Origin of the sequence: Streptomyces sp. NPDC006385 (assembly GCF_040612485.1) — a bacterium.
Classification (GTDB): Bacteria; Actinomycetota; Actinomycetes; order Streptomycetales; family Streptomycetaceae; genus Streptomyces.
In genome coordinates, this window is record NZ_JBEXQG010000078.1 from 15,458 (window position 1) to 37,248 (window position 21,791).

The window sequence follows — 21,791 nt, forward strand, 5'->3', positions numbered from 1 at the left end:
TCGAAGACGGTTGATCCGACTCGACGGGCGGGAGGTGGCAGGACGTATGGGCGACAGGGCCGCGGTGGCCGAGCGTGCGGGGGAGACCGTCCCCGTCCGACTCGCGGCCGTCTTCCTGCCCGCGCCCCTCCCGCGCGAGGGGCGGATGGCCTTCTGGGACCCCGACGGCGGCCCGCTGCCCGCCGGGGACACGGAGCTCACCGTCGTACGACGCCATGGCGCCGGAGTCCGCCGCAGGACCACCCCCGCGCTGTCCCTGCCGCTCGGCGAGGCGCTGCCGCTGCTCGTACGGGCCCGCCGCGACCCGGCCGCCCACCCCGCCACCGCCTGCTGGGGCGCGGCCGCGCTGCACGCCCTGCGGCTCACCGCGCGCGGCCGGCTGCTGCCCGGCCTCACACCGACCGGCCACGACGCCTGGCGGGCCGGCCCCCTCGACCCGGACGACATCACCCACCTGCGTGCGGTCGCCGCCGCCCTGCCGTACGAGGGCCACGCGGTCCCGCTCACCGGCCCGGGCCCGCTGCGGCTGCCCGAGCCCGAGGCGCTGATGCGGTCCTTCCTGGACGCGGTCGCGGACACCCTGCCCCGCACCCCCGCCGCACCACACGCCTCGGGGCGGCCCTTCGCCGCGCGCCAGGGCGTGCGCCTGCCCGACGCCCACGACTGGGCGGCCGAGGTCGCCGCCGGCATGGACGCGGGCGTGCGCATCTCGCTGCGCCTGGACCTGTCGGCGTACGACCTGTTCGACGACGGCGATGACGGCGTACGCAGCGCGGGCGCCGCGATCGTCCAGGTGCACAGCCTCGCCGACCCCACGCTGGTGGTCGACGCGGCCGCCCTGTGGTCCGGCGAGGCGGACGCCGCCTTCGGGCCCCGCGCGCGCGTGGACGCGGCGCTGGCGGTGCGGCGCGCGGCGCGGGTGTGGGTTCCGCTCGACCGGCTGTCCGAGCAGGACGTGCCCGACGTACTGGCCCTGTCCGACGAGGAGTTGGGCGATCTGCTCGGCATCGCGGCGACCCGGCTCGCGGCGGCCGGGGTCGCGGTGCACTGGCCCCGGGACCTGGCGCAGGACCTGAGCGCGGCCGCGGTGGTACGGCCCGCGCCGGGCTCGGCGACGGACGGCACCGGCTTCTTCGAGAGCGAGGAACTGCTCCAGTTCCGCTGGCAGTTGGCGATCGGCGGCGACCCGCTCACCGAGGCCGAGATGGACACCCTCGCCGAGGCGCACCGCCCGGTCGTCCGGCTGCGGGACCGCTGGGTGCTGGTCGACCCGGCCCTCGTCCGCAAGGCCCGCAAGCGCGAACTGGGCCTGCTCGACCCGGTCGACGCACTGTCCGTCGCCCTCACGGGCACGGCGGAGGTCGACGGCGAGACCGTCGAGGCGGTACCGGTCGGCGCCCTGGCCGCCCTGCGCGACCGCCTCACGGCCGGGGTACGACCGGCCGAACCGCCGCCGGGACTGCGGGCGACGTTGCGGGACTACCAACTCCGGGGCCTGGCCTGGCTGGACCTCATGACGTCCCTCGGCCTCGGCGGCTGCCTCGCGGACGACATGGGTCTCGGCAAGACGATCACGGTCATCGCCCTGCACCTCAAGCGCGCCCGGACGGCCCCGACCCTGGTCGTCTGCCCCGCCTCGCTGCTCGGCAACTGGCAACGGGAGATCACCCGTTTCGCCCCCGGCGTCCCCGTCCGCCGCTTCCACGGCCCGGAGCGGACCCTGGAGGACCTGGACGGCGGCTTCGCCCTCACCACGTACGGCACCATGCGGTCGGCGGCGGCGACGCTGGCCCAGCACACCTGGGGGATGGTCGTCGCCGACGAGGCACAGCACGTCAAGAACCCGTACTCCGCGACCGCGAAGGCCCTGCGCACGATCCCGACGCCCGCGCGCGTGGCGCTCACCGGCACACCGGTCGAGAACAACCTCTCCGAGCTCTGGGCGCTGCTCGACTGGACGACACCGGGCCTGCTCGGCCCCCTGAAGTCCTTCCGCGCCCGGCACGCGCGCGCGGTGGAGAACGGCGAGGACGAGGAGGCGGTGGAACGCCTGGCCCGCCTGGTCCGCCCCTTCCTTCTGCGCCGCAAGAAGTCCGACCCCGGCATCGTCCCCGAACTGCCGCCCAAGACGGAGACCGACCATCCGGTCCCGCTCACCCGGGAACAGGCGGCGCTCTACGAGGCGGTGGTGCGCGAGTCGATGTACGCCATCGAGACGGCGGAGGGCATGGCGCGCAGGGGCCTGGTCCTGAAGCTCCTGACGTCGCTGAAGCAGATCTGCGACCACCCCGCGCTGTATCTGAAGGAGGAGGGCGGAGCGGACACCGGCCGACTGGCGCTTCGCTCCGGCAAGTTGACGTTGCTGGACGAGTTGCTGGACACCCTCCTGGCGGAGGACGGCTCGGCGTTGGTCTTCACGCAGTACGTGAGGATGGCCCGCCTGATCGCCTCCCACCTCGCCGCCCGGGCCGTCCCCGTGGACCTGCTGCACGGCGGCACGCCGGTTCCGGAGCGCGAGCGCATGGTGGACCGCTTCCAGAGCGGCGCGACCCCGGTCCTGGTCCTCTCCCTGAAGGCGGCGGGAACCGGGCTGAACCTGACCCGCGCGGGCCATGTCGTCCACTTCGACCGCTGGTGGAACCCGGCCGTGGAGGAGCAGGCCACCGACCGCGCCTACCGCATCGGCCAGACCCAGCCCGTCCAGGTTCACCGCCTCATCACCGAGGGCACGGTCGAGGACCGCATCGCGGAGATGCTCGCGTCCAAGCGGGCCTTGGCCGACGCGATCCTCGGCACCGGCGAATCGGCTCTCACGGAACTGACGGTCCGTGAGCTGTCCGACCTTGTGTCGCTGCGGAGGGAGTCATGACCGGAGAGACCGGAGAGACCGGAGGGACGGGAGGGTCGGGAGGGTCGGGAGAGAGGAAGCGGGGAAGCGACGAGCGGGTCGTGGGTGCGGGGCAGGCGCCGGTTCACGAGGAGCCGAGCCGAGATGCCGAGGGCTCGCCGGATCGTCCGTCCCATCCGGCCCGTCCGACTCCGCATGACCGTCCCGCCGATGCCGCACGCCGGGCGCTTCGGGCCGCGAGGGAGCGGCGTGAGGGAGTGCCGGAGGGCTCTGCCGAGGACCGGGACCTGGCACGGGACGAGTCCGTCGGAGACGCGCCGGTGCCGGACAGGGAGGAACGCCTCAAGGCCCGGCCAGGTGACGCGGCTCGGGAGGCGCTGCGCCGTGCTGTCGCCGGGAGCGGCACCTCCGGTGCGGAAGCAGACCGACCTGACACCGAAGCAGGACCCGCCGCCCCGGTGTCCGAGCCCGGCTTCCCACTGCCCGAGCCCGGCTCACCGGTGTCCGCGCCCGTCGCACCGGCGCCCGACCCGGCCTCCGATCGGCGCGGTACGCGTCCTGCCGATGCCGCCCGGGAGGCGTTGCGGGCCGCGCTGGGCGAGAGGCGGCAGGCCCGCGCGGGCGACGAGGGCGGCGGCAGCGAACGCGTGGGGCGGTTGCGGCGACCGGACCCGACCGATGCCCGGTCTCGACGGGGCTCCGGCGCGGGCGTTGCCGGTCACCGCGCCCGTGAGGTGAGGGAGTGGCTCTCAGGATCCTTCCGGATGCCGTCCATGGACGCGTCGTCGGATGCGGACGACTCGGCGACGCCCGGCCCGGCCGCACGGGGCCGCAGCGACGAGGCTCACCACACCCCCGACTCACCCTCCGCATCGTCATCGTCGCCGGAGTCCTCCGCGTCCCGGGATTCCGCGGCGCCTTCCCCGGAGTCCTCCGCGTCCCGGAACCCCGCCCCGCAATCCCCAGAGCCCGCCGCCTCCCCCCAGGCCCCCCGCTCCATGGCCGCCCCCGGCCGGGACGGCGAACTCCGGCGTACCTTCCCCGCGTTCGCGCCCCGTCCGACGGACGACGCGCGCTTCGCCGAGACCTGGTGGGGCGACGCCTGGGTGGCGGCGCTGGAAGAGGGCGCCCTCGATGCCAAGCGGCTGGTTCGCGGACGCGGCTACGCGCAGCAGGGGCATGTCGACGCCATCACGGTGACACCGGGGCTCGTGCTCGCGTATGTGCGGGGCAGCCGACCACGGCCGTACCGCGTCCAGGTGCGGTTGCGGACGCTCGGCGACGGCGACTGGGAGCGGTTCCTGGACGCGGCGGCGGACCGGCCTGGACACATCGCCGCCCTGCTCGACAAGGAGATGCCCCAGTCCCTCGCCGAGTGCGGCGTCCCCCTCCTGCCCGGCCCCGGCGACCTCGACCCCCACTGCAGCTGCCCCGACCGCGGCCACCCCTGCAAGCACGCCGCCGCCCTCTGCTACCAGACGGCACGCCTGCTGGACGCCGACCCGTTCGTCCTGCTCCTGCTGCGGGGCCGTGGCGAACGCGAGCTGCTCGACGCCCTGTCCCGTCGCAGCGCCGCCCGCGCGGCCCGCGCCGCCCAGGACAGGGAACCGGCGCCCCTTCCCGGCGTACGGGCCACCGACGCCCTCGCGCCGGACCGTCAACTCCTGCCGCTGCCGCCCCCGTTGCCCGTGCCCGCGCACCCCGAGCAGCCGCCCGTCTACCCGGCGGCTCCGGGCGGCCCGGACAACTTCGCGCTGGACCAGTTGGCGACCGACGCCGCCGCCCGCGCGCACGCCCTGCTCAGCACCGGGCGCGACCCGGTCGCCGATCTGACCCTGTGGCAGGACGCGGTACGGCTGGCCGCCGCCCGCCCCGGCTCCGGGCTCACCGCCGCCACGCGCGCCCTGTACTCCTCGCTCGCCTCCGCCGCCGATCGCACACCCGCCGAGCTGGCCCGCGCGGTCGCCGCCTGGCGCCAGGGCGGCCTGGCGGGCCTCACCGTCCTCGAAGAACCCTGGGATCCGCCGGCCGGCCGCTTCGACCGGGCCCGCCCGCTCCTCCTCGCCGCCGACCTCCCGGCCTTCCGGCCCTGGCGCAACCGCCTCACCCACCCGCGCGGCCACGTCCAGCTCCGCCTGGGCCGCGACGGCCTGTGGTACCCGTACGAGTCGGAACCGGGCCACGACGACTGGTGGCCCAGAGGCACCCCCGACCTCGACCCGGTCGGCGCGCTGACGGGCCTGGGCGCCTCGCCGGAAGGGTGACAGGGCCGCCTGGGGCTTTACCGCAGGGCAGGGGGTCCCGCGAGCCGCGACGAGTTCTGCGGCGTCCGCGGTCGTACCGTCGAACCCGTCGCCGAGGAGGACTTCTGATGCGCCGCGTGACCTATTCGATGAACGTCTCACTCGACGGCTACATCGTCGGGCCGGACGGCGACTTCGGCTGGACGGCACCCGACGAGGAGGTCTTTCGCTTCTGGATCGACGATATTCGAGAGGTCGGCGTCCACCTGCTGGGACGACGGCTGTACGAGACGATGCTGTACTGGGAGACCGCCGACCAGGATCCGTCGCTCGACGACGCGATGCTTGAGTGGGCTGCGTTGTGGAAGCCGCTCCCGAAGGTGGTGTTCTCGACCACGCTGTCGGCGGTGCAGGGCAATGCCCGCCTGGCCTCCGGCGGCCTGGCGGAGGAGATCGAGCGGTTGCGAGCCGAGCCGGGGGAGGGCGACATCGCGATCGGTGGCGCGACTCTCGCCGCCGAGGCGGCCGCGTCGGGTCTGATCGACGAGTACCGGGCCGTGGTCCACCCGGTGCTGGTCGGCGGTGGCACTCCGTTCTTTCCTCGGCGCGAGCGCCGGGTGGATCTCGAACTCGTCGAGACCCGCACCTTCGGCTCGGGAGTCGTCCATCTCCGCTACCGCGTGCCGCGCTAGCCGGCTCGCCCGCCGAGCCCTGGGAAGCACGGGCCGGCCAGTGCCTGGTTCGGCGGGGGCGTCGATGCAGGCGGTCAGCCCCGCCCGGAACGACCGCCGGGCCGTCCCGCTGGCACGGGACAGCCCGGTCGGACCGGCGTGACCGGGTGGGTCAGGCGGTGTCGGTGCGCCAACCGCTGCAGTCGAAGGCCCCAGCGCTGGAGTTGTGCTGGCAGGCGCGGTAGCGCACCTTGGTGCCTTCGGCGATCTCGTAGTTGACGGTCACCGGCGGGGCGTCGTACCCCTTGGCGTTGATGACGTCGTCGTAGGCCACCCACACGCCCCCGGACCTGATGTCGATCTGGCCGATGGTGCCGACTCCGTTGGAGTCGTAGTCGTGGACGACGAAGACCTCCCCGTACGACTTGAAGTCGACGGCGGCCTCACAGCCCGGATTGCAGACGGAGCCGTCCGCGGACGCGGTGGGAGCCCCGAACAGCAGGGTGGCGCCGAGTATCCCCGTGGTGCCGACCAGCGCGGTGAAGTTCCTGATGCGCACGGTGTTCTCCTTTTCCAGGTGGTTGTCCGGAGGGTGACGTGTGCGAGGAGCAGTGTGCGGACCGGGCGACAGTCCCCCGTCACCGCCGCCCGGCACCACACAACGTACGGACGCGGACTGGTCCGCACATCGGGGCTGGCCCTGAGACGCAAGGGGAGGAGGGCAGCGCTGATCGGCGACATGAAGGCGCGGTCGGCGGGCCGGGCGTGCGGCAGGACGCGGGCTCAGGCGCGGAGGTAGGTGACGACGGCCTGGACGCGGCGGTGGTATCCGAGGTCCGGTTCCAGGCCCAACTTTCCGAAAATGCTGCGTATATGCGTTTCCAGTGTCTTGGTGCTGATGCCCAGGTGCTGTGTGAGGGCCTCGTTGGAGCGCCCCTCGGCTATGCCGGCCAGCACTTCCCTCTCCCGCGGAGTGAGCGTGTCCAGGGGGTGGTCGGGGCGTCGCCGGCCGAGGAGCCGGGCGATCACCTGAGGGTCGACGACCGACTCGCCCTTGGCCACCCTCAGCAGCGCGTCCCTCAGCTCGGCGACATCGGTGACACGCTCCTTGAGCAGGTAACCGAACCCGTTGGGGGACTCCGTCAGCGCCCGTACCGCCGCCCCGGTCTCCACGTACTGCGACAGCAGCAGCACCCCCACGGCAGGGTGCTGCTCCCGGAGCGCGGTCGCGGCCCTGATGCCCTCGTCGGTGTGGGTCGGCGGCATCCGGATGTCCAGCAGCACCACGTCGGGGGCGCGCTCCGCGACCAGCCGGGTCAGCTCCGCGCAGTCACCGACCTCACCGACGACGTCCATACCGTCATCGGTGAGGAGCCGGACCAGACCAGCCCGGAGGAGTACGGAATCCTCGGCCACGATCACTCGCACGGCAACCTCGCCCGGACGCATGTGCCACCCTGCGGGCCGTCGGTGACCCGCAACTCGCCTCCCACCGCGGCCAGCCGCTCGGCGAGCAGCCTCAGTCCGGTGCCCGAGTCGGGGTCCGCGTGGCCGACTCCGTCGTCGACGACCTCCACCACGAGTTCGGCGTCCGCCCGGTGCACGGACACTCGCACCCGCTCGGGGCGCGCGTGTTTGACCGCGTTCGACAGCGCCTCGCAGACGGTGAAGTAGGCCGCGGACTCGATGGGGGGCGGGTACCGGTCCGGGTCGGCGATCACCTCCACGGGCAGTACGGACCGTTCGGCGAGCGCGGTGACGGCGGGGCCGATGCCTTCCCGGGTGAGGAGCGCGGGGTGGATGCCCTGAGCCAGTTCCCGCAAGTCCTCCAGGGCCTGCCCGAGGGTCTGTTCGGCCTCCGCCATGGCCCGGCGCACGGCCGCGTCCTGGCCCGTCCCGCCCGGCTCATCCGATCCACCAGATCCACCCGATCCACCAGATCCACCAGATCCACCCGATCCACCCGATCCACCCGATCCGCCCGGCCCGCCCGAGACCGCCCGGCTGCCGTTCGCCGGGTCGTCGCCCTCGTCGCCGTTCCGCAGGAGCGAGCCAGCACGTCGCAGAGTCATGAGGGCCGGGACGAGACGGGTCTGGGCTCCGTCGTGCAGGTTCCTTTCCAGTTCGCGCCGTTGGTCGTCCGCGGCGCGCAGCAGCCGGGAGCGGGACTCCGCGGCGGCTGCCTCCCGCGTCCGGATCTCCGCGCGCAGCCAGGAGGCGCGCAGGCACATCCGCACGGCGGCTCCCGCGGCGGCCAGCAGCTCCGGTTCGTCGTCCAGCGCCGAGTCGTGCACCAGGACGGCGACGACCCCGTCTTCGTCCTCCGCCTCGGTCAGCGGAGTGAGGCTCAGTCCGGCGCGTGCTGTGGACCGCGGGGACAGCGGTCGGCCGTGGACGTCGGTGTAGCCGGGAGCGCCGGCGTCCGTTTCCGCGGTGGGCAGCGCCAGCCGAACCGAGGGATCGCCGAGCACCTGCGCCAGCATCTCCTCCAGGCGCCGCAGGCTCGGATCACCGGCGGCCTCGGTGACCAGGTCGGCGACGGCGGCGCGGCGCAACCGGATGCGCAGCAGACCGGCCAGGAAGGCGAAGGGCACAGCGATCTGGCTCAGATCGGAGGGCAGCGTCAGGATGGTGGCCGCGAGCCCCAACTCGTCGGGCATCGCCAGGTACAGCATCTCCCAGCCGACGAAGGCGACCGCTACGGCGACGGCGATCCAGACGGGCACCAGCGCCCGTCGGCGTGCCCGTCCTCCGGACCGCCACCGCCGCACGAGCCGGGTGACGGTGGCCAGGGTGAGGGCCACGCCCAGCCACCGGTAGCTCAGATCGACCGCGGAGAACAGGCTCGGGTCCCGGTGGAGCAGCAGGGTGTTGGGTCCGCAGTCGGAGCAGTCGAGGTAGCTGGCGGACGGCGAGGCCGCCGGGTCGTACAGCACAGTGCGCAGCAGTCCGCCGACGGCGACGAGGCCGTAACCGGCGGCGATGATCCGCCGGTCGACGACGGTCGCCGTGTGCCCCTCGGGGTAGACCAGCAGCAGGTGCGCGAGGACGGCCAGGTTCAGCGCCTCCGTCCACGCGCCCAGCGCGAAGAGGACGCCCACGCCCGTGCCTTGCAGATTGCCGAGAAACCAGGTCAGTCCGTGGACGACCATGAGCGGGCCGGTCCGGTTGGCCGGTCGGCGCCACCAGGCGACGAGCCCGGCGCCCGCATAGGACCAGCCCACCGCCAGATCCCGTAGGACATCGCCCCAGGAGGCTCCGGCCCGGCTGTAGGCCCAGGCTGCGCAGCACCCCATGGCCAAGGCCGCCGCGATGCCCGCCGTCAGCCGCGAGCGCTGCGGCGGGCCGGCCTCCGGACGCAACCGCTTCCCGTCCGGCGGTGACGCGGTTTTCTTCATGATCCTCGACGCCCTCCCCCCAGGGCCCCACCGGAAACAGTGGCCACTCGTTTCCGGCCCGCCGACCCGGCGTCACGGCCACCTTACGAGTAGCGGCATGGACACACCAAGACAGACGGATGTCATCCGGCCACCGGCGTCACGCCGTGCGGGCCGGCCGCGGCACCCTGGTGGGTGCTGGTACGGCCGACCCGCACGGTCGTTGTCGCGATCTTCGGTCAGGCGGTGTTGAGCGTCAGGCCGTAGTGGGCCAGCGCGTCGTCCAGGGGCTGGAAGTAGGACGACCCGGGGGCGTTCACGCTGCCGTTGCAACGCTGGCTGGCGGGTCCGCCGGAGGTCATCCCCTGGGCCTGGTTGCCGGAGATGTACGCGCCACCGCTGTCACCGCCCTGCGTGCACACCGAGGAGCTCGCCAGTCCGGTGACGACGGTGCTCGGCCCGCCGTTGGGGTCGGAGTAGGTGACCGTCACGTTGTAGGAGTTGACCCGGCCACAGGTCCACTGCGTGGTACGGCCCGACTTGCACAGCGTGGCGCCGGACGCCGCGCGCCTGCTGCCGGCGACGCTGGGTTCGGCGGCCTTGCCGTAGGTGCCGACCACGGTCGCTATCGAGTTGCCCGAGTCGAGACGGGCGATACCCATGTCCATGCTGCGGGTGCCGGACGCGAAGCGGGAGTCGGTGCCCTGCGCGAAGCGCACTCCCTGGTACGAGAGGACGGGGAGGTCCTCGATGCAGTGTCCGGCGGTGACGAGGAACTGGCGGCCCGCGGAGTCGCGCGCGCCGAAGCCGACGGAGCAGACGAAGCCGTTGAAGCTCATCTCGGCGCCCGGCTTGATGGTCGCCTGCGGGACGACCTCCCGCTGGCCCGTCACCACGCGCACGGCGTCTCCGTGGGCCCGCGCCTTGCGCAGGAAGGCACGGGTCGCGGCTTCACCGCTGTCGTTGACCTTCACGGTGACGGTGTCCGAGGCGAGATCGACTTCCCATGCACTCACCCCGGTGGGCGTCTTCTTCGACGCGGCCGCGTCGAGCTCGGCCTTGATCTTGCTGAGCTCGTCCTCGCCGTGGCGGACGGTGCGGGCCTGGAGGCCGGCGCGTTCCAGTCGGCTGACGGCCTGCTTGTTCTCCGCGTTGACCACCAGGTCGCCGGTGGCGTCGAAGTAGGCACCGTCCGTCGGGACGCCCTGGTCTCTGAGCGCGGAGAGGGTGTTCTGCTGGCGTGCCTCACGGTCGAGGCGGTCCGCCGCGGCCTGCTTGCTCACACCGAGCGACGTGGCGAGGGCACTGATCATGCCCGGGTCGTACTGCGTTCCCGTGTTCTCTGCCGCCTGTGCGCCGGACACGGCGGTGGCCGAGGAAAGCAGCACCGCGGCAGTGAGTATTGCGAGGTTGTTTCGGGAGAATCGCAAAGGGATTCCTTCCGGTCAGGCAGGACAAACGGCCGGAACAGTGGGGGGTTTACCGAAAAGGGCATGGGAATGCCCTTTTCAAGGATGGCCGTTGCCTGACGGCCGTCTGTGACCGAGGGCCGCGCTTGAATAGTGAACGAACTGAATCGATCTTGGCAAGAGAAGGCCAAGATCGACCTGGCGGCTGTCGAAAAATGTGACGGCACATCAAAACAGACTCGAACAAACCGTACACTAAGGCCATTTGGCGGCCGACATGCGCAAAGTGCGGCGCAAGAAGTATGACGCAGCGGTTTTGAAGGCCGGCTGAGAAGGTGCGTTTTATGCCGGTCGTGTTCCTAACCGGCTTCTGGTGCGCCGTAGGAGAATTCGTACCCGGTGAAGTCGGCGACGCGGACGTATCCGATGCGCTGGTAGAGGGCGTTGCTGGTGGGGTTGGTCGGGTCCGCGAACAGGACGACGTCCGTCGCGCCCGCGGTCAGCGCGGCCCTGCTCGCCTCGACCGTCACGGCGCCCGCGTAGCCGCGACCCCGGAGACGGGCCGGGGTGTAGACGGGGTCCACCCGGACCATGCCGCCGACCATCGACGTCGAGCCCGCCAGGGAGGCGGGGGTGCCGTCCGGGGTCTCCCAGAACGTGAAGTGTCTGTCGCCGAAGCGTGAGTCGGCCCAGGAGCCGGAGTCGATCAAGTCGATGGAGGACTGCTCCCCGACGGCGACGCAGAACTCACGGCACCACCGCACGACTTGCTCGATGTCCTTCTCGCCCGCGACGCGGCCACGGCCCGCTGGACGCGGTCGCGGTGGGGTGAGCGTGCCGAGACGGTAGAGATGCGTCCGCCAGAAGGGTGCCGGCGCCGCGCCCGTGTGCCGCTGCCATGCCTCGGCGAAAGCGGTGGCGGTGTCGTGGTCCGCGAGGACGGTGGAGGGGGAGTGTCCGAGGTCGGCCAGGTGAGCGGCGAGGGTGTCGGCCTGCTCGACGGAGAGGGGCGTGAGGGTCAGGCGGCCGCGCGGAGTGCGGTAGAAGATGGCGCGGACCTCACCTCCTGACTCCAGCCGGCCGAAGACGGTGGTTTCGGGTCCGTGCGCGTTCGCCCCGCGTGTGCGCAGTTTCTCGATGTCCGTCAGCGGAGTGTTGTGCAGGGCGGGGCGCGAGCGCAGGAAGTCACCGGCTCGGGCGAGGAAGTCGTCGACGTCTTCGGTGAGTTGCCAGTCATCCGGGAGCATGCTTCATGATCCCGGATGTACTCGATCCGGGGGGGCGATTGCTCAGAGAGGCACCGTCGCCACGACCGGTCCCGCGCCTTTCGGCCACGTGACGCAACCGCTCATGATCGCGCACGAGTTCCTGGCCGCCCTCACCTGAACCCGCCGGCGAACAAAGGTGTCCCGGATCACATCCTTGCGCGGCGGGCAGGACGCGCGAACACGAAGACCACGACGAAGAAGGGGTATGTGAAGCCGGATGCCGAGAATCTTCGCGAAGTCGCCACAATGTGGGATGGATTGCACGGATCTTCGATGAATGAGACAGCGGGTCAAGCGTGAGCGCGGCGACCGTCAGCCAGGCGAATTGCCCAGCCCCATAGCCCAGGACAGCCCGGCGGGCCACGGCGCAGTCGAGTCCGGCAACGCCTGACCTGTCGCAGCCAGAAGAGGGAGAGCCGTTAGGTTAGGACCGGCTATGTGAGATTCCGTGAGAGATGAGAGGGTCTGACGGGTGAGCGAGACACCACCGAACACCCTGCAATACCGCTTTGACGGACCGGAAGAGGCTCCGGTCCTCATCCTGGGTCCCTCCCTGGGCACCACATGGCACATGTGGGACCGGCAGGTCCCTGAGCTGACGCAGCAGTGGCGGGTCTTCCGGTTCGACCTGCCGGGACACGGCGGCGCGCCCGCGTACCCGGCCGGCTCGGTCGCCGACCTCACCGAGCGGCTGCTCGCCACCCTCGACGGCCTCGGCGTGCAGCGCTTCGGCTACGCGGGCTGCGCGCTGGGCGGCGCCCTCGGCATCGAGCTCGCCCTGCGGCACCCGGAGCGTCTCGCCTCGCTCGCCCTGATCGCCGCCTCGCCCCGCTTCGGCACCGCCGACGAGTTCCGGCAGCGGGGTGTGATCGTGCGCACCAACGGCCTCGACCCCATCGCCCGCACCTCGCCCGACCGCTGGTTCACCTCCGGCTTCGCCGCCGCCCAGCCCGCCATCACCGAGTGGGCCGTGCAGATGGTGCGCACCACCGACCCCGGCTGCTACATCGCCGCCTGCGAGGCGCTCGCCTCGTTCGACGTACGGTCGCAGCTCGCGGGCGTCACCGTGCCCACCCTCGTCCTCGTCGGCTCGGACGACCAGGTCACCGGCCCCGCCGAGGCCCGTACCCTGGTCGCCGGCATACCGGACGCCCGGCTCGCTGTCGTCCCCGGCGCCTCCCACCTGGTGCCGGTCGAGCAGCCCGCCGCCGTCACCGACCTGCTGGTCCGGCACTTCTCCACCGCCTGGCAGCCCGCCTTCGACACCACCACCGGCCAGATCGCCATCCCGGCCGCCCCCGTCAAGCCGGTCCTGGCCGCGCCCCCGCAGCCCGCGCCCGTCGCCGAGATCGCCCCGGCCGTCGTACCGCCGCAGACGACCGGACGGCCCGACCCGTACGACGCCGGGATCAAGGTCCGGCGCGAGGTGCTGGGCGACGCGCACGTCGACCGGGCGCTGGCGCAGGCGGACGAGTTCTCCGGGGACTTCCAGGAGTTCATCACCCGGTACGCGTGGGGCGAGATCTGGGACAGACCGGGCCTCGACCGGCGCTCCCGCAGCTGTGTCACCCTCACCGCCCTGGTCGCGGGCGGCCACCTGGAGGAACTCGCCTTCCACACCCGCGCCGCCCTGCGCAACGGCCTCACCCCGGACGAGATCAAGGAAGTGCTGCTCCAGGCGGCCGTCTACTGCGGCGTCCCGGCGGCGAACAGCGCGTTCAAGGTGGCGCAGCAGGTCATAAGGGAGGAGACCACTCCCACGGAGTGATCACGAGCCGGAGCCGGGGGCAGGATGGCGTCATGAAGCTCACGAAGAAGTCGCACGCCTGCGTCCGGCTGGAGAAGGACGGCCGGACGCTCGTTCTCGACCCCGGAGGGTTCAGCGAGGAGGACGCCGCGCTCGGCGCGGACGCGATCCTCGTCACGCACGAGCACCCCGACCACTTCGACGAACCACGCCTGCGCGTCGCCATGGAGAACAACCCGGCCGCCGAGATCTGGACCCTGAGGTCGGTCGCGGAGAAGATCTCGTCGGCCTTCCCCGGCCGCGTGCACACCGTCGGCCACGGCGACACCTTCACCGCCGCCGGCTTCGACGTCCAGGTCCACGGCGAACTGCACGCCGTCATCCACCCGGACATCCCGCGCATCACCAACGTCGGCTACCTCGTCGACGGCGGCAAGGTGTTCCACCCCGGCGACGCCCTCACCGTCCCCGACCGTCCGGTCGAGACGCTGATGCTCCCGGTGATGGCCCCCTGGAACAAGATCTCCGAGGTCATCGACTACGTCCGCGAGGTCAAACCGCAGCGCGCCTACGACATCCACGACGCCCTGCTCACCGACCTGGCCCGCCCGATCTACGACCGCCAGATCGGCGGCCTGGGCGGCTCGGAGCACCTGCGCCTGACGCCGGGAGACTCGGCCGAGGTGTGAGCGGCCCCACCCCGGGCGGGACCGCACTGTCGTACCCGCCCGGTAGGTTGTGAGGCATGCGCATCGCGACCTGGAACGTGAACTCGATCACCGCCCGCCTGCCGAGGCTCCTGGCCTGGCTGGAGAGCAGCGGCACCGACGTGCTGTGCCTCCAGGAGGCCAAGGTCGCCGAGGACCAGTTCCCGTTCGACCCGCTGCGCGACCTCGGCTACGAGGCGGCGGTCCACGCCACCGGCCGGTGGAACGGCGTGGCGGTGCTCTCCCGCGTCGGCCTCAAGGAGGTCGTCAAGGGACTGCCTGGCGACCCCGGCTTCGACGGCGCCGTGGAGCCCCGCGCCATCTCCGCGACCTGCGGCCCGGTCCGCGTCTGGTCGGTGTACGTGCCGAACGGCCGTGAGGTGGACCACCCCCACTACGCCTACAAGCTCCAGTGGTTCGAGGCCCTCAAGGCGGCCGTCGCGGGCGACGCCGGCGGCAGCCGCCCGTTCGCGGTGCTGGGCGACTACAACGTGGCCCCGACGGACGACGACGTCTACGACGTGGCCGCCTTCGAGGGCCTCACCCACGTCACCCCCGCCGAGCGGGCCGCCCTCGCCGCCCTGCGCGAGTCCGGCCTGTCCGACGTGGTCCCGCGCCCCCTGAAGTACGACGCCCCGTTCACGTACTGGGACTACCGCCAGCTCTGCTTCCCCAAGAACCGCGGCATGCGCATCGACCTGGTGTACGGCAACGAGCCGTTCGCCAAGGCCGTCACCGACGCCTACGTCGACCGCGAGGAGCGCAAGGGCAAGGGCGCGTCGGACCACGCGCCGGTGGTCGTCGACCTGGACGTCTAGCCCCCGTACGGCACCCGACCGCCGCACGACGTCACGGCACCAGCGCCCTCAGATCGACCGACCGGGCCAGCGCGGCGAGCCCCGCGTCGCTGGGATGCAGATGGTCCCCGCTGTCGTACGCGGGGAGCATCCGGGACGGCCGCGCGGGGTCCCGTACCACCGCGTCGAAGTCGAGCACGCCGTCGAATCCGGCGCCGGAGCGGATCCACTGGTTCACCTTGACCCGCTCGGCGTCGGCCCACGCCGTGCACCGCACTTCCCCCTCGCACGGCACGATCGTCGCCGCCAGCATCCGCAGCCCCCGCGCATGTCCTCGGTCGGCGATCTCACGCAGCCCGGCGATCACCTGCTCCGCGGTCGTGCCCCAGCGGACATCGTTCACGCCCTCGAACACCACCGCCGTGCGCGCCGACGTCTGCGCCAGTACGTCCCGGTCGAACCGGTTCAGGGCGCTCACCCCGGCCGTGTCCGAGGAGACCCCGTCCCCGGAATAGCGGTCGGAGACCACACGATTGCCGGAAATGCCCTGGTTGAGCACCCCATAGCGCGGCACCGCATGCTGGTTCAGCAGCCGTGCGGCCAGCACATCGGGCCACCGCCGGTTGCCGTCCATCGTGGACTTGTCGCCGTCCGTGATCGAGTCCCCCAGCAGCACCACGGACCCCGGCCCGCCGCCCACGTCCACACCCGTCAGCAGCGGCCAGCTCGTCAGGACCGTGGGGTAGGCCGAGGAGGAGGCGTCGGCCGCGTGGTCGCCCGGGGCGCTCACATACGACCGCTGCTGCGCGAGCCGGTGCATGGGCGCCGCCGGCACGGTCCCGGGCAGATGGAAGCTGACCAGCAGATTGGTGTCCGCGGGCACCGTGAAGGAGAGCGGATCGCTGTACGCCTGCGCCCCCGCCGGGATCTCGACGCCCGCCGCACCCCGGAAGGACACCCGGACCGGCGTGCCCCGCGCCGCCGCGCCCGCCGCCTGCACCGCCACGGTGGCGCTCCCGATCCGTACCGGCGCCGCGGCGAAGGTGTTGTCGAACCGCAGCCGCACCCGCGGCCCGCCCACCGAGGTGTGCACCACCAGCCGCAACGTCCGGTCGGTCCACGGCCCCACGGTCGGATGGCCGCCCGTCGAGGTCGCCCAACTCCCCGTCCAGCCCGGGGCAGGGGTACGTACCGACACGGCGAACACATGCAGCCCGGCGTGGTGCGGGAGCCGTACGGCGGCGACCTCGCGCCCGGTGAAGAGTGGCACGGTGACGACGTACAGCCGTGTGCGCCCCGCGAGTTGACCACCGGGGGTGTTGATGTGCGGCAGCGCCACCGCCTTGGTGGCGAGCGGGCCGGTGCGCCAGTCGGGGGCGGTCAGACGGTAGGCGGAGCGGCTGCCGTCGGCGTAGAAGACGGTCCCGGGGCCGCCGGCGACGGAGCCCGACGTGCTCGCCACCAGGAAGGCCAGGGCGTCGCCCCGGCCCCGCACCCGTACGTCCTGTCCGGCCGCCACGACGTTGTTCGGCTCGCCGGGCCGCCGCTTCGGCCAGGTCAGCCGGGCCCCCTGCACGGTGAGCGCGCGGCCGGGCGTCCAGCCCGCTGCCGCGAGGTCCTGCGCCGACAGGGAGGCGCCCGTCCCGTCGAAGTTCCCTCCACCGGGCCGGGCGTCGTCGCTGACGGCCGTGTTGTCGAAGTACCACTCCAGGGGGAGCGGCCCGGCTCTGCGCTCGGTGGCCGCCTGCGCGGAGACGCTCGGCACCAGGACCGCGAAGAGAGCGAGGACGACCGCGAAACTCCACACATGTCGGCGCAACTCCGACTCCTCCCGTTCACGACTTCGTATGACTGCACATGACAAGGTCGGGTGAGATCACGGACGGCACCTGCAAGCGAGACGTTCAAACGAGACGCAAGACGCACCGTGAAGTTAGAGAGGCACCCGTGACCCGTCAACGAGCCATGCCTGAACTCGGCGTGAACTCGACCGGAATCAGTGACCCGCGCGCCTGTGGTGCGTTCGGCCGTGCGAATGACACGCTGGGTGTATGAAGATCCCTTTTCTGGGCAACCGGTCCGAGAAGCGCGGGGCTCCCGACCCCGAGGGCATCGCCGAACTCCTCTCCGAATGCGAGCTCCTGCGCTCCCACGCGTCCCGGGCGGGGGTGCGACTCGACGACACCGCCGCCTCGTTGGAGGCGCTCGACCAGTTGCTGCCGCGCTGGCGGGACGACGAGGAGATCCTGCCGTGGCTGGGCAACGACGCCGGGCTGTACCTCGGCACCGTCATCGTGCGCACGGTGCCCGGGGCCGCCTGGGAGATCTGGCCGGACGGACAGCCGGTCGTCCGGCTCGCCTCCGGCCGTGAGTTCGACGTCGTGGCCTCGGGCCGGGAGTGGGCCACGAGTGGGGTGCCCGAGCTGTCGCAGTTGTACGCGGAAGTCGCGGAGGCGTGAACCGGGTCAGGGGTGACCCATGAGCAGCGCCGTATAAGTGCGGCGTAAATACGGCTTATGCCCGAAAAGTGCGTGTCGCGTATTAAGTCCGTTCCTGCCTGGATAGTTTGCGGCCACCGCTACACAGCTGAACATGACTGGGGCTGGGCATGGCTGGCGATCCACTGATCGAGCTGCGCGACGTCAACAAGTACTTCGGGGACCTGCATGTCCTTCAGGACATCGATCTCACCGTCGGCCAGGGGGAGGTGGTCGTGGTCGTCGGCCCGTCGGGGTCGGGGTCGGGAAAGTCGACGCTGTGCCGGGCCATCAACCGGCTGGAGACCATCCAGTCCGGCACGATCCTGCTCGACGGGCAGCCGCTGCCCGAGGAGGGCAGGGCGCTCGCGCGGTTGCGCGCCGACGTCGGCATGGTCTTCCAGCCCTTCGACCTCTTCGCCCACGAGACGGTCCTGCGGAACGTCTCAGGGCGCTCGCCATGGAGTCCAAGGCGATGCTGTTCGACGAGCCGACCTCCCCGCTCGACCCCGAGATGATCAACGAGGTCCTGGGGATGATGCGTCAACTCGCCCGTGATGGCATGACGATGATCGTCGTCACCCATGAGATGGGATTCGCCCGCTCGGCCGCCAACCGCGTCGTGTTCATGGCCGACGGCCGCATCGTCGAGGACCGCAGCCCCGACGAGTTCTTCACCGACCCCAGCAGCGAGCGCGCCAGGGACTTCCTGTCGAAGATCCTCCACCACTGAGCGGGGAGCACGACCCATGCCGAGACGAGGGGCGTTTCCCGGTCCGCCATCCTCGCCGTGCCCGACCTCGACTACGATGTTCCGTCCGTCCCCAAAGCCGTGGAGGTGGCCCCGGCCGCGACCAGGGACGCTGCTGCCGGGTGGGGATCCCCCCACGGCCCCTGGAGCCAGGGGCAGCAGGGGGCAGCAGTCATAGAGCCATACCCGCCCGGCGCCGGCCGGAGATCACTGCTCGCGCAGTGGAATCGACACGTACGACGGGTCGTTCGCCGGTGAGGAGAAGGTCAGCCGCGCGCCGGACGGGTTGTGCTCGATGTAGAGCGGGTCGACCGTGTCGACGACCAGGGCGAGCCGGTGCCCGGCCGGGACGTCGTAGGCCGTGGAGAACAGCTCCAGGTCGACGCCGAACGGCTGTCCGGGCGTACGTCCGTGGAAGGTGTACGGCGCGTTGCTGACCAGCTTGCCGAGGCCGAGCGGGCCCACGTCGTACAGGTAGGCGACGAGGGTGCCGCTCTCCTCGGTCGGGGTGAGGGTCGTGTGCAACTTGGCCGTGCCCCGCACGCGTTGGGTCGTCGGGTACTTCTCCGACTGCCATACGGCCGCCCAGCGGCGGGGGATCAGCGGGATCGAGGCCACCGGGGGCAGCTGGGCCACCTGGTCGAGGATGCTGGACAGGAAGACGACGCCGCCGTCCGCGCCGGAGTTGACGTTCGTGCGGATGGTGCTCGTGCCCGCCAGGGCGATCTTCTTGTTCGTCGCGCCGACCGACTTCCAGTCCGGGTAGCCCTCGTAGCCGCCCGCGGAGCGGGACTTGAGCCGGACCGGCAGCTCGCGGTCGATGCCGTTGTCCTCGTCCTTGAGGTGGTGGTCGAACCAGCGCTCGGTGTCCCTCCACACGTCGTTGGGCAGGCCGAACAGCCCGGTCAGCTCCGCGGTGGCGTGGTCGCCGGGCCGGAACTCCAGCCGCTTGGGGCCGGTCAGCTTCTCGTAGAAGTCCGCGTACTGGTTGGGCGGGAAGACCGTGTCGCCCCAGGCGTTGGCCATCATGACCGCGGCGCCGTTCTTGTTCAGTTGGTCCACGTATGATGCGGCCGAACGTTTCTTCCCCCAGGTGATGATGTCCTGTTCCTTGGTCAGGTCGGAGGCGTAGAAGTCGTCGAAGATCTGCCGCAGTTCGGCGCTCTGGCGGCCGGTCACGATGCTCGCGCCGTCCAGCAGCGCGGCCGCCTGGACGTGCTGGGTGCGGCCGGAGTAGATCGAGTCGATGAGGTCGGCCCAGCCGCTGAGGGCGGCGACCGCCCTGACCCGTTTGTCGTGCGCGGCGGTCAGCAGGCTGATCCCGGCGCCGTACGAGACGCCCGCCATGCCGACGCGCCGCGCGTCGGCCGGGGTGTGGGCGAGCGCCCAGTCGATGACCCTGGAGGCGTCGGCTATGTCGGGCGGGCCGGCCACTTCTATCTCGCCGCCGGACTGCCAGAAGCCGCGCACGTTGTAACTCACCACGATGTAGCCCGAGTTCGCGAGCTTCTGTGCCTGCGCGACGTACTCGACCTGGGGCAGTCCCCAGCTCGTGGGCAGCACGAGCAGCGGGTGGCGGCGGGTGCCGTCGGCGCCGGCCGGTGTGATGACGTTCGCCTTGAGGGTGGTGCCGCCGTCGCCGGCGATGTCGACGAATCGCACGCTGTTCGGGGCCGCCTGGGCGGTGGGGGCGACTCCGAACGCGCCGGCGACCAGGGTCGCGGAGACGGCGCCCATGGCGGTCGTGCGCAGGGCCCTGCGATGGTGTCCCACGGTCACTCCTCACTCGTGTCAATGCAAAGTGACCGAACGGTAACCGTGCCCCCTTACCGCAAGTAACCCGCCGGTAAGTTACGTGCGAGTAACGATTGTTGTCCTGTGAACGGACTCAGGAGGCGCGGTGTGAGTTCCGTGCGGGTGCGGTCTCCGTCGACGGCAGGGGCGCCTGCGCGGCCCGGGTCACGTCCGCGACCAGTTCGACGACGTCCGGGCCGTACGCCTGCGAGTTGACGACCTTCAGCAGCAGGACGAACGGCTTGGTGCCGTGTTTGCGGGCCAGTCGCTCGTGGTTGCGGGCGAGATAACGGGTCGCGGCCTGGTTGGTGATCGCGCGCTGCCCGCAGAAGAGGAACACCGGCCGCGCCTCGCGCCGTTCACCCGCGGTGAGGCGGGCCAGCAGGACGTACTCCGTGACACCGGGGTCCATCCGATAGCGCTCACCGCCGATCTGGAAGGCGCCCCGGTCCGGGCCCGGTTCCGGGTCGATGTTCACGCGCACGCCGGGCAGCATCGCGGCCATGTGGGCCAGCATGCGCCGGTTCGAGCCGGGACCGCCGACGCAGAACTCGGTGCGTTCGCCGAAGCCCTGCTGGACGTTGTCCTGGGTCACCATCTGCAGGTGCGCCCCGCAGTCCTTGATCAGCGCGGCCAGTTCCAGCAGGGCGAACACGTCGAACCGGTGGACCGCCGGCTCGGAGGCGGCCGGGTCCCGGTTGACGACGAGCAGGGACTCCGCGTTCTGCGGCAGCCCCAGGAACGCCTGCTTGCGGCGGAGCTTGCGCTTCCACAGGTAGGTGCGGGCGAGCCAGCCCAGGGCGGCGCTGATGCCCGCCGCCACCACACCCAGCACGATGTTGCGCACGTCGTCATTCATGGGCGCGCATGGTAGCGGGCGACCGCAAACCCGTGTTCGAGCACCGCCTGGCGCGGCCGGGCTGACGGGGGCATGCCGATCGAATAGGCTGCGCGAACGGTTCCTGACTGGAGGTGCGGATGCGTCGCCCTGTCGCGCGGAAACTGACCGTCCTGGCGGTCTCGGCCGCTGTGGTCTCGGTGGGGGCGGCAGCGCCGCCCGGCGCCCCCACCGGCAGCGTGGAGAAGGTGCCGGTGGCCGTCGGCCACGGCGGCGCGGTGTCGAGCGTCGACGCGGACGCCTCCGCGGCCGGCATCGAGGTGCTGCGCAAGGGGGGCAACGCCGTCGACGCCGCCGTGGCGACCGCCGCCGCGCTCGGCGTCACCGAGCCCTACTCCGCCGGCATCGGCGGAGGCGGCTACTTCGTCTACTACGACGCCAAGTCCCGTACGGTGCAGACCCTCGACGGCCGCGAGACCGCGCCGCTGACCGCCGGCTCCGACCTGTTCGTGGAGAACGGCCAGGCGATCCCGTTCGCCGAGGCCGTCAGCAGCGGCCTGAGTGTCGGCACCCCGGGCACGCCCGCCACCTGGCAGAAGGCGCTGGACAAGTGGGGGAGCAAGAGGCTCGGCACGCTGCTGAAGCCCGCCGAGCGGCTCGCCCGCGACGGCTTCACCGTCGATGACACCTTCCGCGCGCAGACCGCCGCGAACGAGACCCGGTTCCGTTACTTCCCGGACACCGCCGAGCTGTTCCTGCCCGACGGGGCGCTCCCGGTCGTCGGCTCCACCTTCAAGAACCCCGATCTCGCCCGCACCTACGCGGAGTTGGCGAGGAACGGCGTCGGCGCGCTCTACCGGGGCG

16 protein-coding genes and 1 pseudogene are annotated in these 21,791 nt (G+C 71.8%); 9 read left to right on the plus strand and 8 right to left on the minus strand.

The window, feature by feature from the left end:
• Positions 1-46 precede the first annotated feature (46 nt).
• The 3 genes from ABZ078_RS37295 to ABZ078_RS37305 all read left to right on the plus strand — a co-directional run bounded on the left by ABZ078_RS37295 (position 47) and on the right by ABZ078_RS37305 (position 5,783).
• Positions 47-2,869, plus strand: a complete 2,823-nt coding sequence (locus tag ABZ078_RS37295) for a DEAD/DEAH box helicase (protein WP_356582886.1) — start codon at positions 47-49, stop codon at positions 2,867-2,869.
• A gap of 236 nt (positions 2,870-3,105) precedes the next feature.
• Entirely contained in the window at positions 3,106-5,112 is a 2,007-nt protein-coding gene (locus tag ABZ078_RS37300) for an SWIM zinc finger family protein (RefSeq protein ID WP_356582888.1), read from the plus strand.
• A gap of 107 nt (positions 5,113-5,219) precedes the next feature.
• Positions 5,220-5,783 carry a dihydrofolate reductase family protein gene (locus ABZ078_RS37305; protein WP_356582890.1) on the plus strand — a complete coding sequence of 188 codons (564 nt, stop codon included), beginning with the start codon at positions 5,220-5,222 and terminating at the stop codon, positions 5,781-5,783.
• A gap of 151 nt (positions 5,784-5,934) precedes the next feature.
• Here ABZ078_RS37305 and ABZ078_RS37310 read toward each other — a convergent pair whose 3' ends face one another.
• The 5 genes from ABZ078_RS37310 to ABZ078_RS37330 all read right to left on the minus strand — a co-directional run bounded on the left by ABZ078_RS37310 (position 5,935) and on the right by ABZ078_RS37330 (position 11,795).
• Positions 5,935-6,321 carry a hypothetical protein gene (locus tag ABZ078_RS37310; protein WP_356582892.1) on the minus strand — a complete coding sequence of 129 codons (387 nt, stop codon included), beginning with the start codon at positions 6,319-6,321 and terminating at the stop codon, positions 5,935-5,937.
• Between the two features lie 224 nt (positions 6,322-6,545).
• Positions 6,546-7,211 carry a response regulator transcription factor gene (locus tag ABZ078_RS37315; protein WP_356582894.1) on the minus strand — a complete coding sequence of 222 codons (666 nt, stop codon included), beginning with the start codon at positions 7,209-7,211 and terminating at the stop codon, positions 6,546-6,548.
• On the minus strand, positions 7,181-9,160 hold the full coding sequence (locus tag ABZ078_RS37320; protein WP_356582895.1) for an ATP-binding protein: 1,980 nt from the start codon (positions 9,158-9,160) through the stop codon (positions 7,181-7,183). The genes ABZ078_RS37315 and ABZ078_RS37320 overlap by 31 nt, the downstream gene beginning before the upstream one ends.
• A 218-nt stretch (positions 9,161-9,378) precedes the next feature.
• Positions 9,379-10,524, minus strand: coding sequence for a S1 family peptidase (locus tag ABZ078_RS37325; protein ID WP_356582915.1), 1,146 nt, complete (start codon positions 10,522-10,524; stop codon positions 9,379-9,381).
• 383 nt (positions 10,525-10,907) lie between these two features.
• The gene (locus ABZ078_RS37330) at positions 10,908-11,795 is read right to left on the minus strand and encodes a GNAT family N-acetyltransferase (RefSeq protein WP_356582897.1); all 888 of its coding nucleotides are present in this window, start codon (positions 11,793-11,795) and stop codon (positions 10,908-10,910) included.
• Between the two features lie 493 nt (positions 11,796-12,288).
• Here ABZ078_RS37330 and pcaC point away from each other — a divergent pair, with 493 nt between their 5' ends.
• Genes pcaC through ABZ078_RS37345 form a run of 3 tightly spaced genes read left to right on the plus strand, consistent with a single transcriptional unit; the run spans position 12,289 to position 15,088 of the window.
• The gene (gene pcaC / locus ABZ078_RS37335) at positions 12,289-13,584 is read left to right on the plus strand and encodes a 4-carboxymuconolactone decarboxylase (protein ID WP_356582899.1); all 1,296 of its coding nucleotides are present in this window, start codon (positions 12,289-12,291) and stop codon (positions 13,582-13,584) included.
• 32 nt (positions 13,585-13,616) lie between these two features.
• A complete protein-coding gene (locus tag ABZ078_RS37340) occupies positions 13,617-14,252 on the plus strand; it encodes an MBL fold metallo-hydrolase (RefSeq protein ID WP_356582900.1) in 636 nt (211 codons plus the stop codon).
• 56 nt (positions 14,253-14,308) lie between these two features.
• Entirely contained in the window at positions 14,309-15,088 is a 780-nt protein-coding gene (locus ABZ078_RS37345) for an exodeoxyribonuclease III (RefSeq protein ID WP_356582902.1), read from the plus strand.
• A 31-nt stretch (positions 15,089-15,119) separates the two neighbouring features.
• On the opposite strand, the gene ABZ078_RS37350 is transcribed toward ABZ078_RS37345, so the two are convergent.
• Positions 15,120-16,886: an SGNH/GDSL hydrolase family protein gene (locus ABZ078_RS37350; RefSeq protein WP_356582904.1), complete on the minus strand. Its 1,767-nt coding sequence runs from the start codon at positions 16,884-16,886 to the stop codon at positions 15,120-15,122.
• Between the two features lie 232 nt (positions 16,887-17,118).
• On the opposite strand from ABZ078_RS37350, the gene ABZ078_RS37355 reads away from it, so the two are divergent.
• Together ABZ078_RS37355 and ABZ078_RS37360 are read left to right on the plus strand one after the other, a co-directional pair.
• The gene (locus tag ABZ078_RS37355; protein ID WP_356582906.1) at positions 17,119-17,526 is read left to right on the plus strand and encodes a DUF6278 family protein; all 408 of its coding nucleotides are present in this window, start codon (positions 17,119-17,121) and stop codon (positions 17,524-17,526) included.
• Between the two features lie 149 nt (positions 17,527-17,675).
• A pseudogene (locus ABZ078_RS37360) lies at positions 17,676-18,277 on the plus strand (ATP-binding cassette domain-containing protein).
• A 225-nt stretch (positions 18,278-18,502) separates the two neighbouring features.
• Here the strand turns inward: ABZ078_RS37360 and ABZ078_RS37365 are convergent.
• A complete protein-coding gene (locus tag ABZ078_RS37365) occupies positions 18,503-20,068 on the minus strand; it encodes an alpha/beta fold hydrolase (RefSeq protein ID WP_356582908.1) in 1,566 nt (521 codons plus the stop codon).
• Positions 20,069-20,183: 115 nt separating this feature from the next.
• Entirely contained in the window at positions 20,184-20,948 is a 765-nt protein-coding gene (locus ABZ078_RS37370; protein ID WP_356582910.1) for a hypothetical protein, read from the minus strand.
• A 119-nt stretch (positions 20,949-21,067) separates the two neighbouring features.
• Between ABZ078_RS37370 and ABZ078_RS37375 the strand changes: the two genes are divergently transcribed.
• A partial coding sequence (locus ABZ078_RS37375; protein WP_356582912.1) for a gamma-glutamyltransferase occupies positions 21,068-21,791 on the plus strand: 724 nt, incomplete at its 3' end.

Coding starts and splice junctions, on each gene's coding strand:
- ABZ078_RS37370 (WP_356582910.1), bottom strand. CDS start 20,948: ATGAATGACGACGTGCGCAACATCGTGCTGGGTGTGGTGGCGGCGGGC.
- ABZ078_RS37315 (WP_356582894.1), bottom strand. CDS start 7,211: ATGCGTCCGGGCGAGGTTGCCGTGCGAGTGATCGTGGCCGAGGATTCC.
- ABZ078_RS37320 (WP_356582895.1), bottom strand. CDS start 9,160: ATGAAGAAAACCGCGTCACCGCCGGACGGGAAGCGGTTGCGTCCGGAG.
- ABZ078_RS37340 (WP_356582900.1), top strand. CDS start 13,617: ATGAAGCTCACGAAGAAGTCGCACGCCTGCGTCCGGCTGGAGAAGGAC.
- ABZ078_RS37330 (WP_356582897.1), bottom strand. CDS start 11,795: ATGCTCCCGGATGACTGGCAACTCACCGAAGACGTCGACGACTTCCTC.
- ABZ078_RS37305 (WP_356582890.1), top strand. CDS start 5,220: ATGCGCCGCGTGACCTATTCGATGAACGTCTCACTCGACGGCTACATC.
- ABZ078_RS37355 (WP_356582906.1), top strand. CDS start 17,119: ATGAAGATCCCTTTTCTGGGCAACCGGTCCGAGAAGCGCGGGGCTCCC.
- ABZ078_RS37295 (WP_356582886.1), top strand. CDS start 47: ATGGGCGACAGGGCCGCGGTGGCCGAGCGTGCGGGGGAGACCGTCCCC.
- ABZ078_RS37345 (WP_356582902.1), top strand. CDS start 14,309: ATGCGCATCGCGACCTGGAACGTGAACTCGATCACCGCCCGCCTGCCG.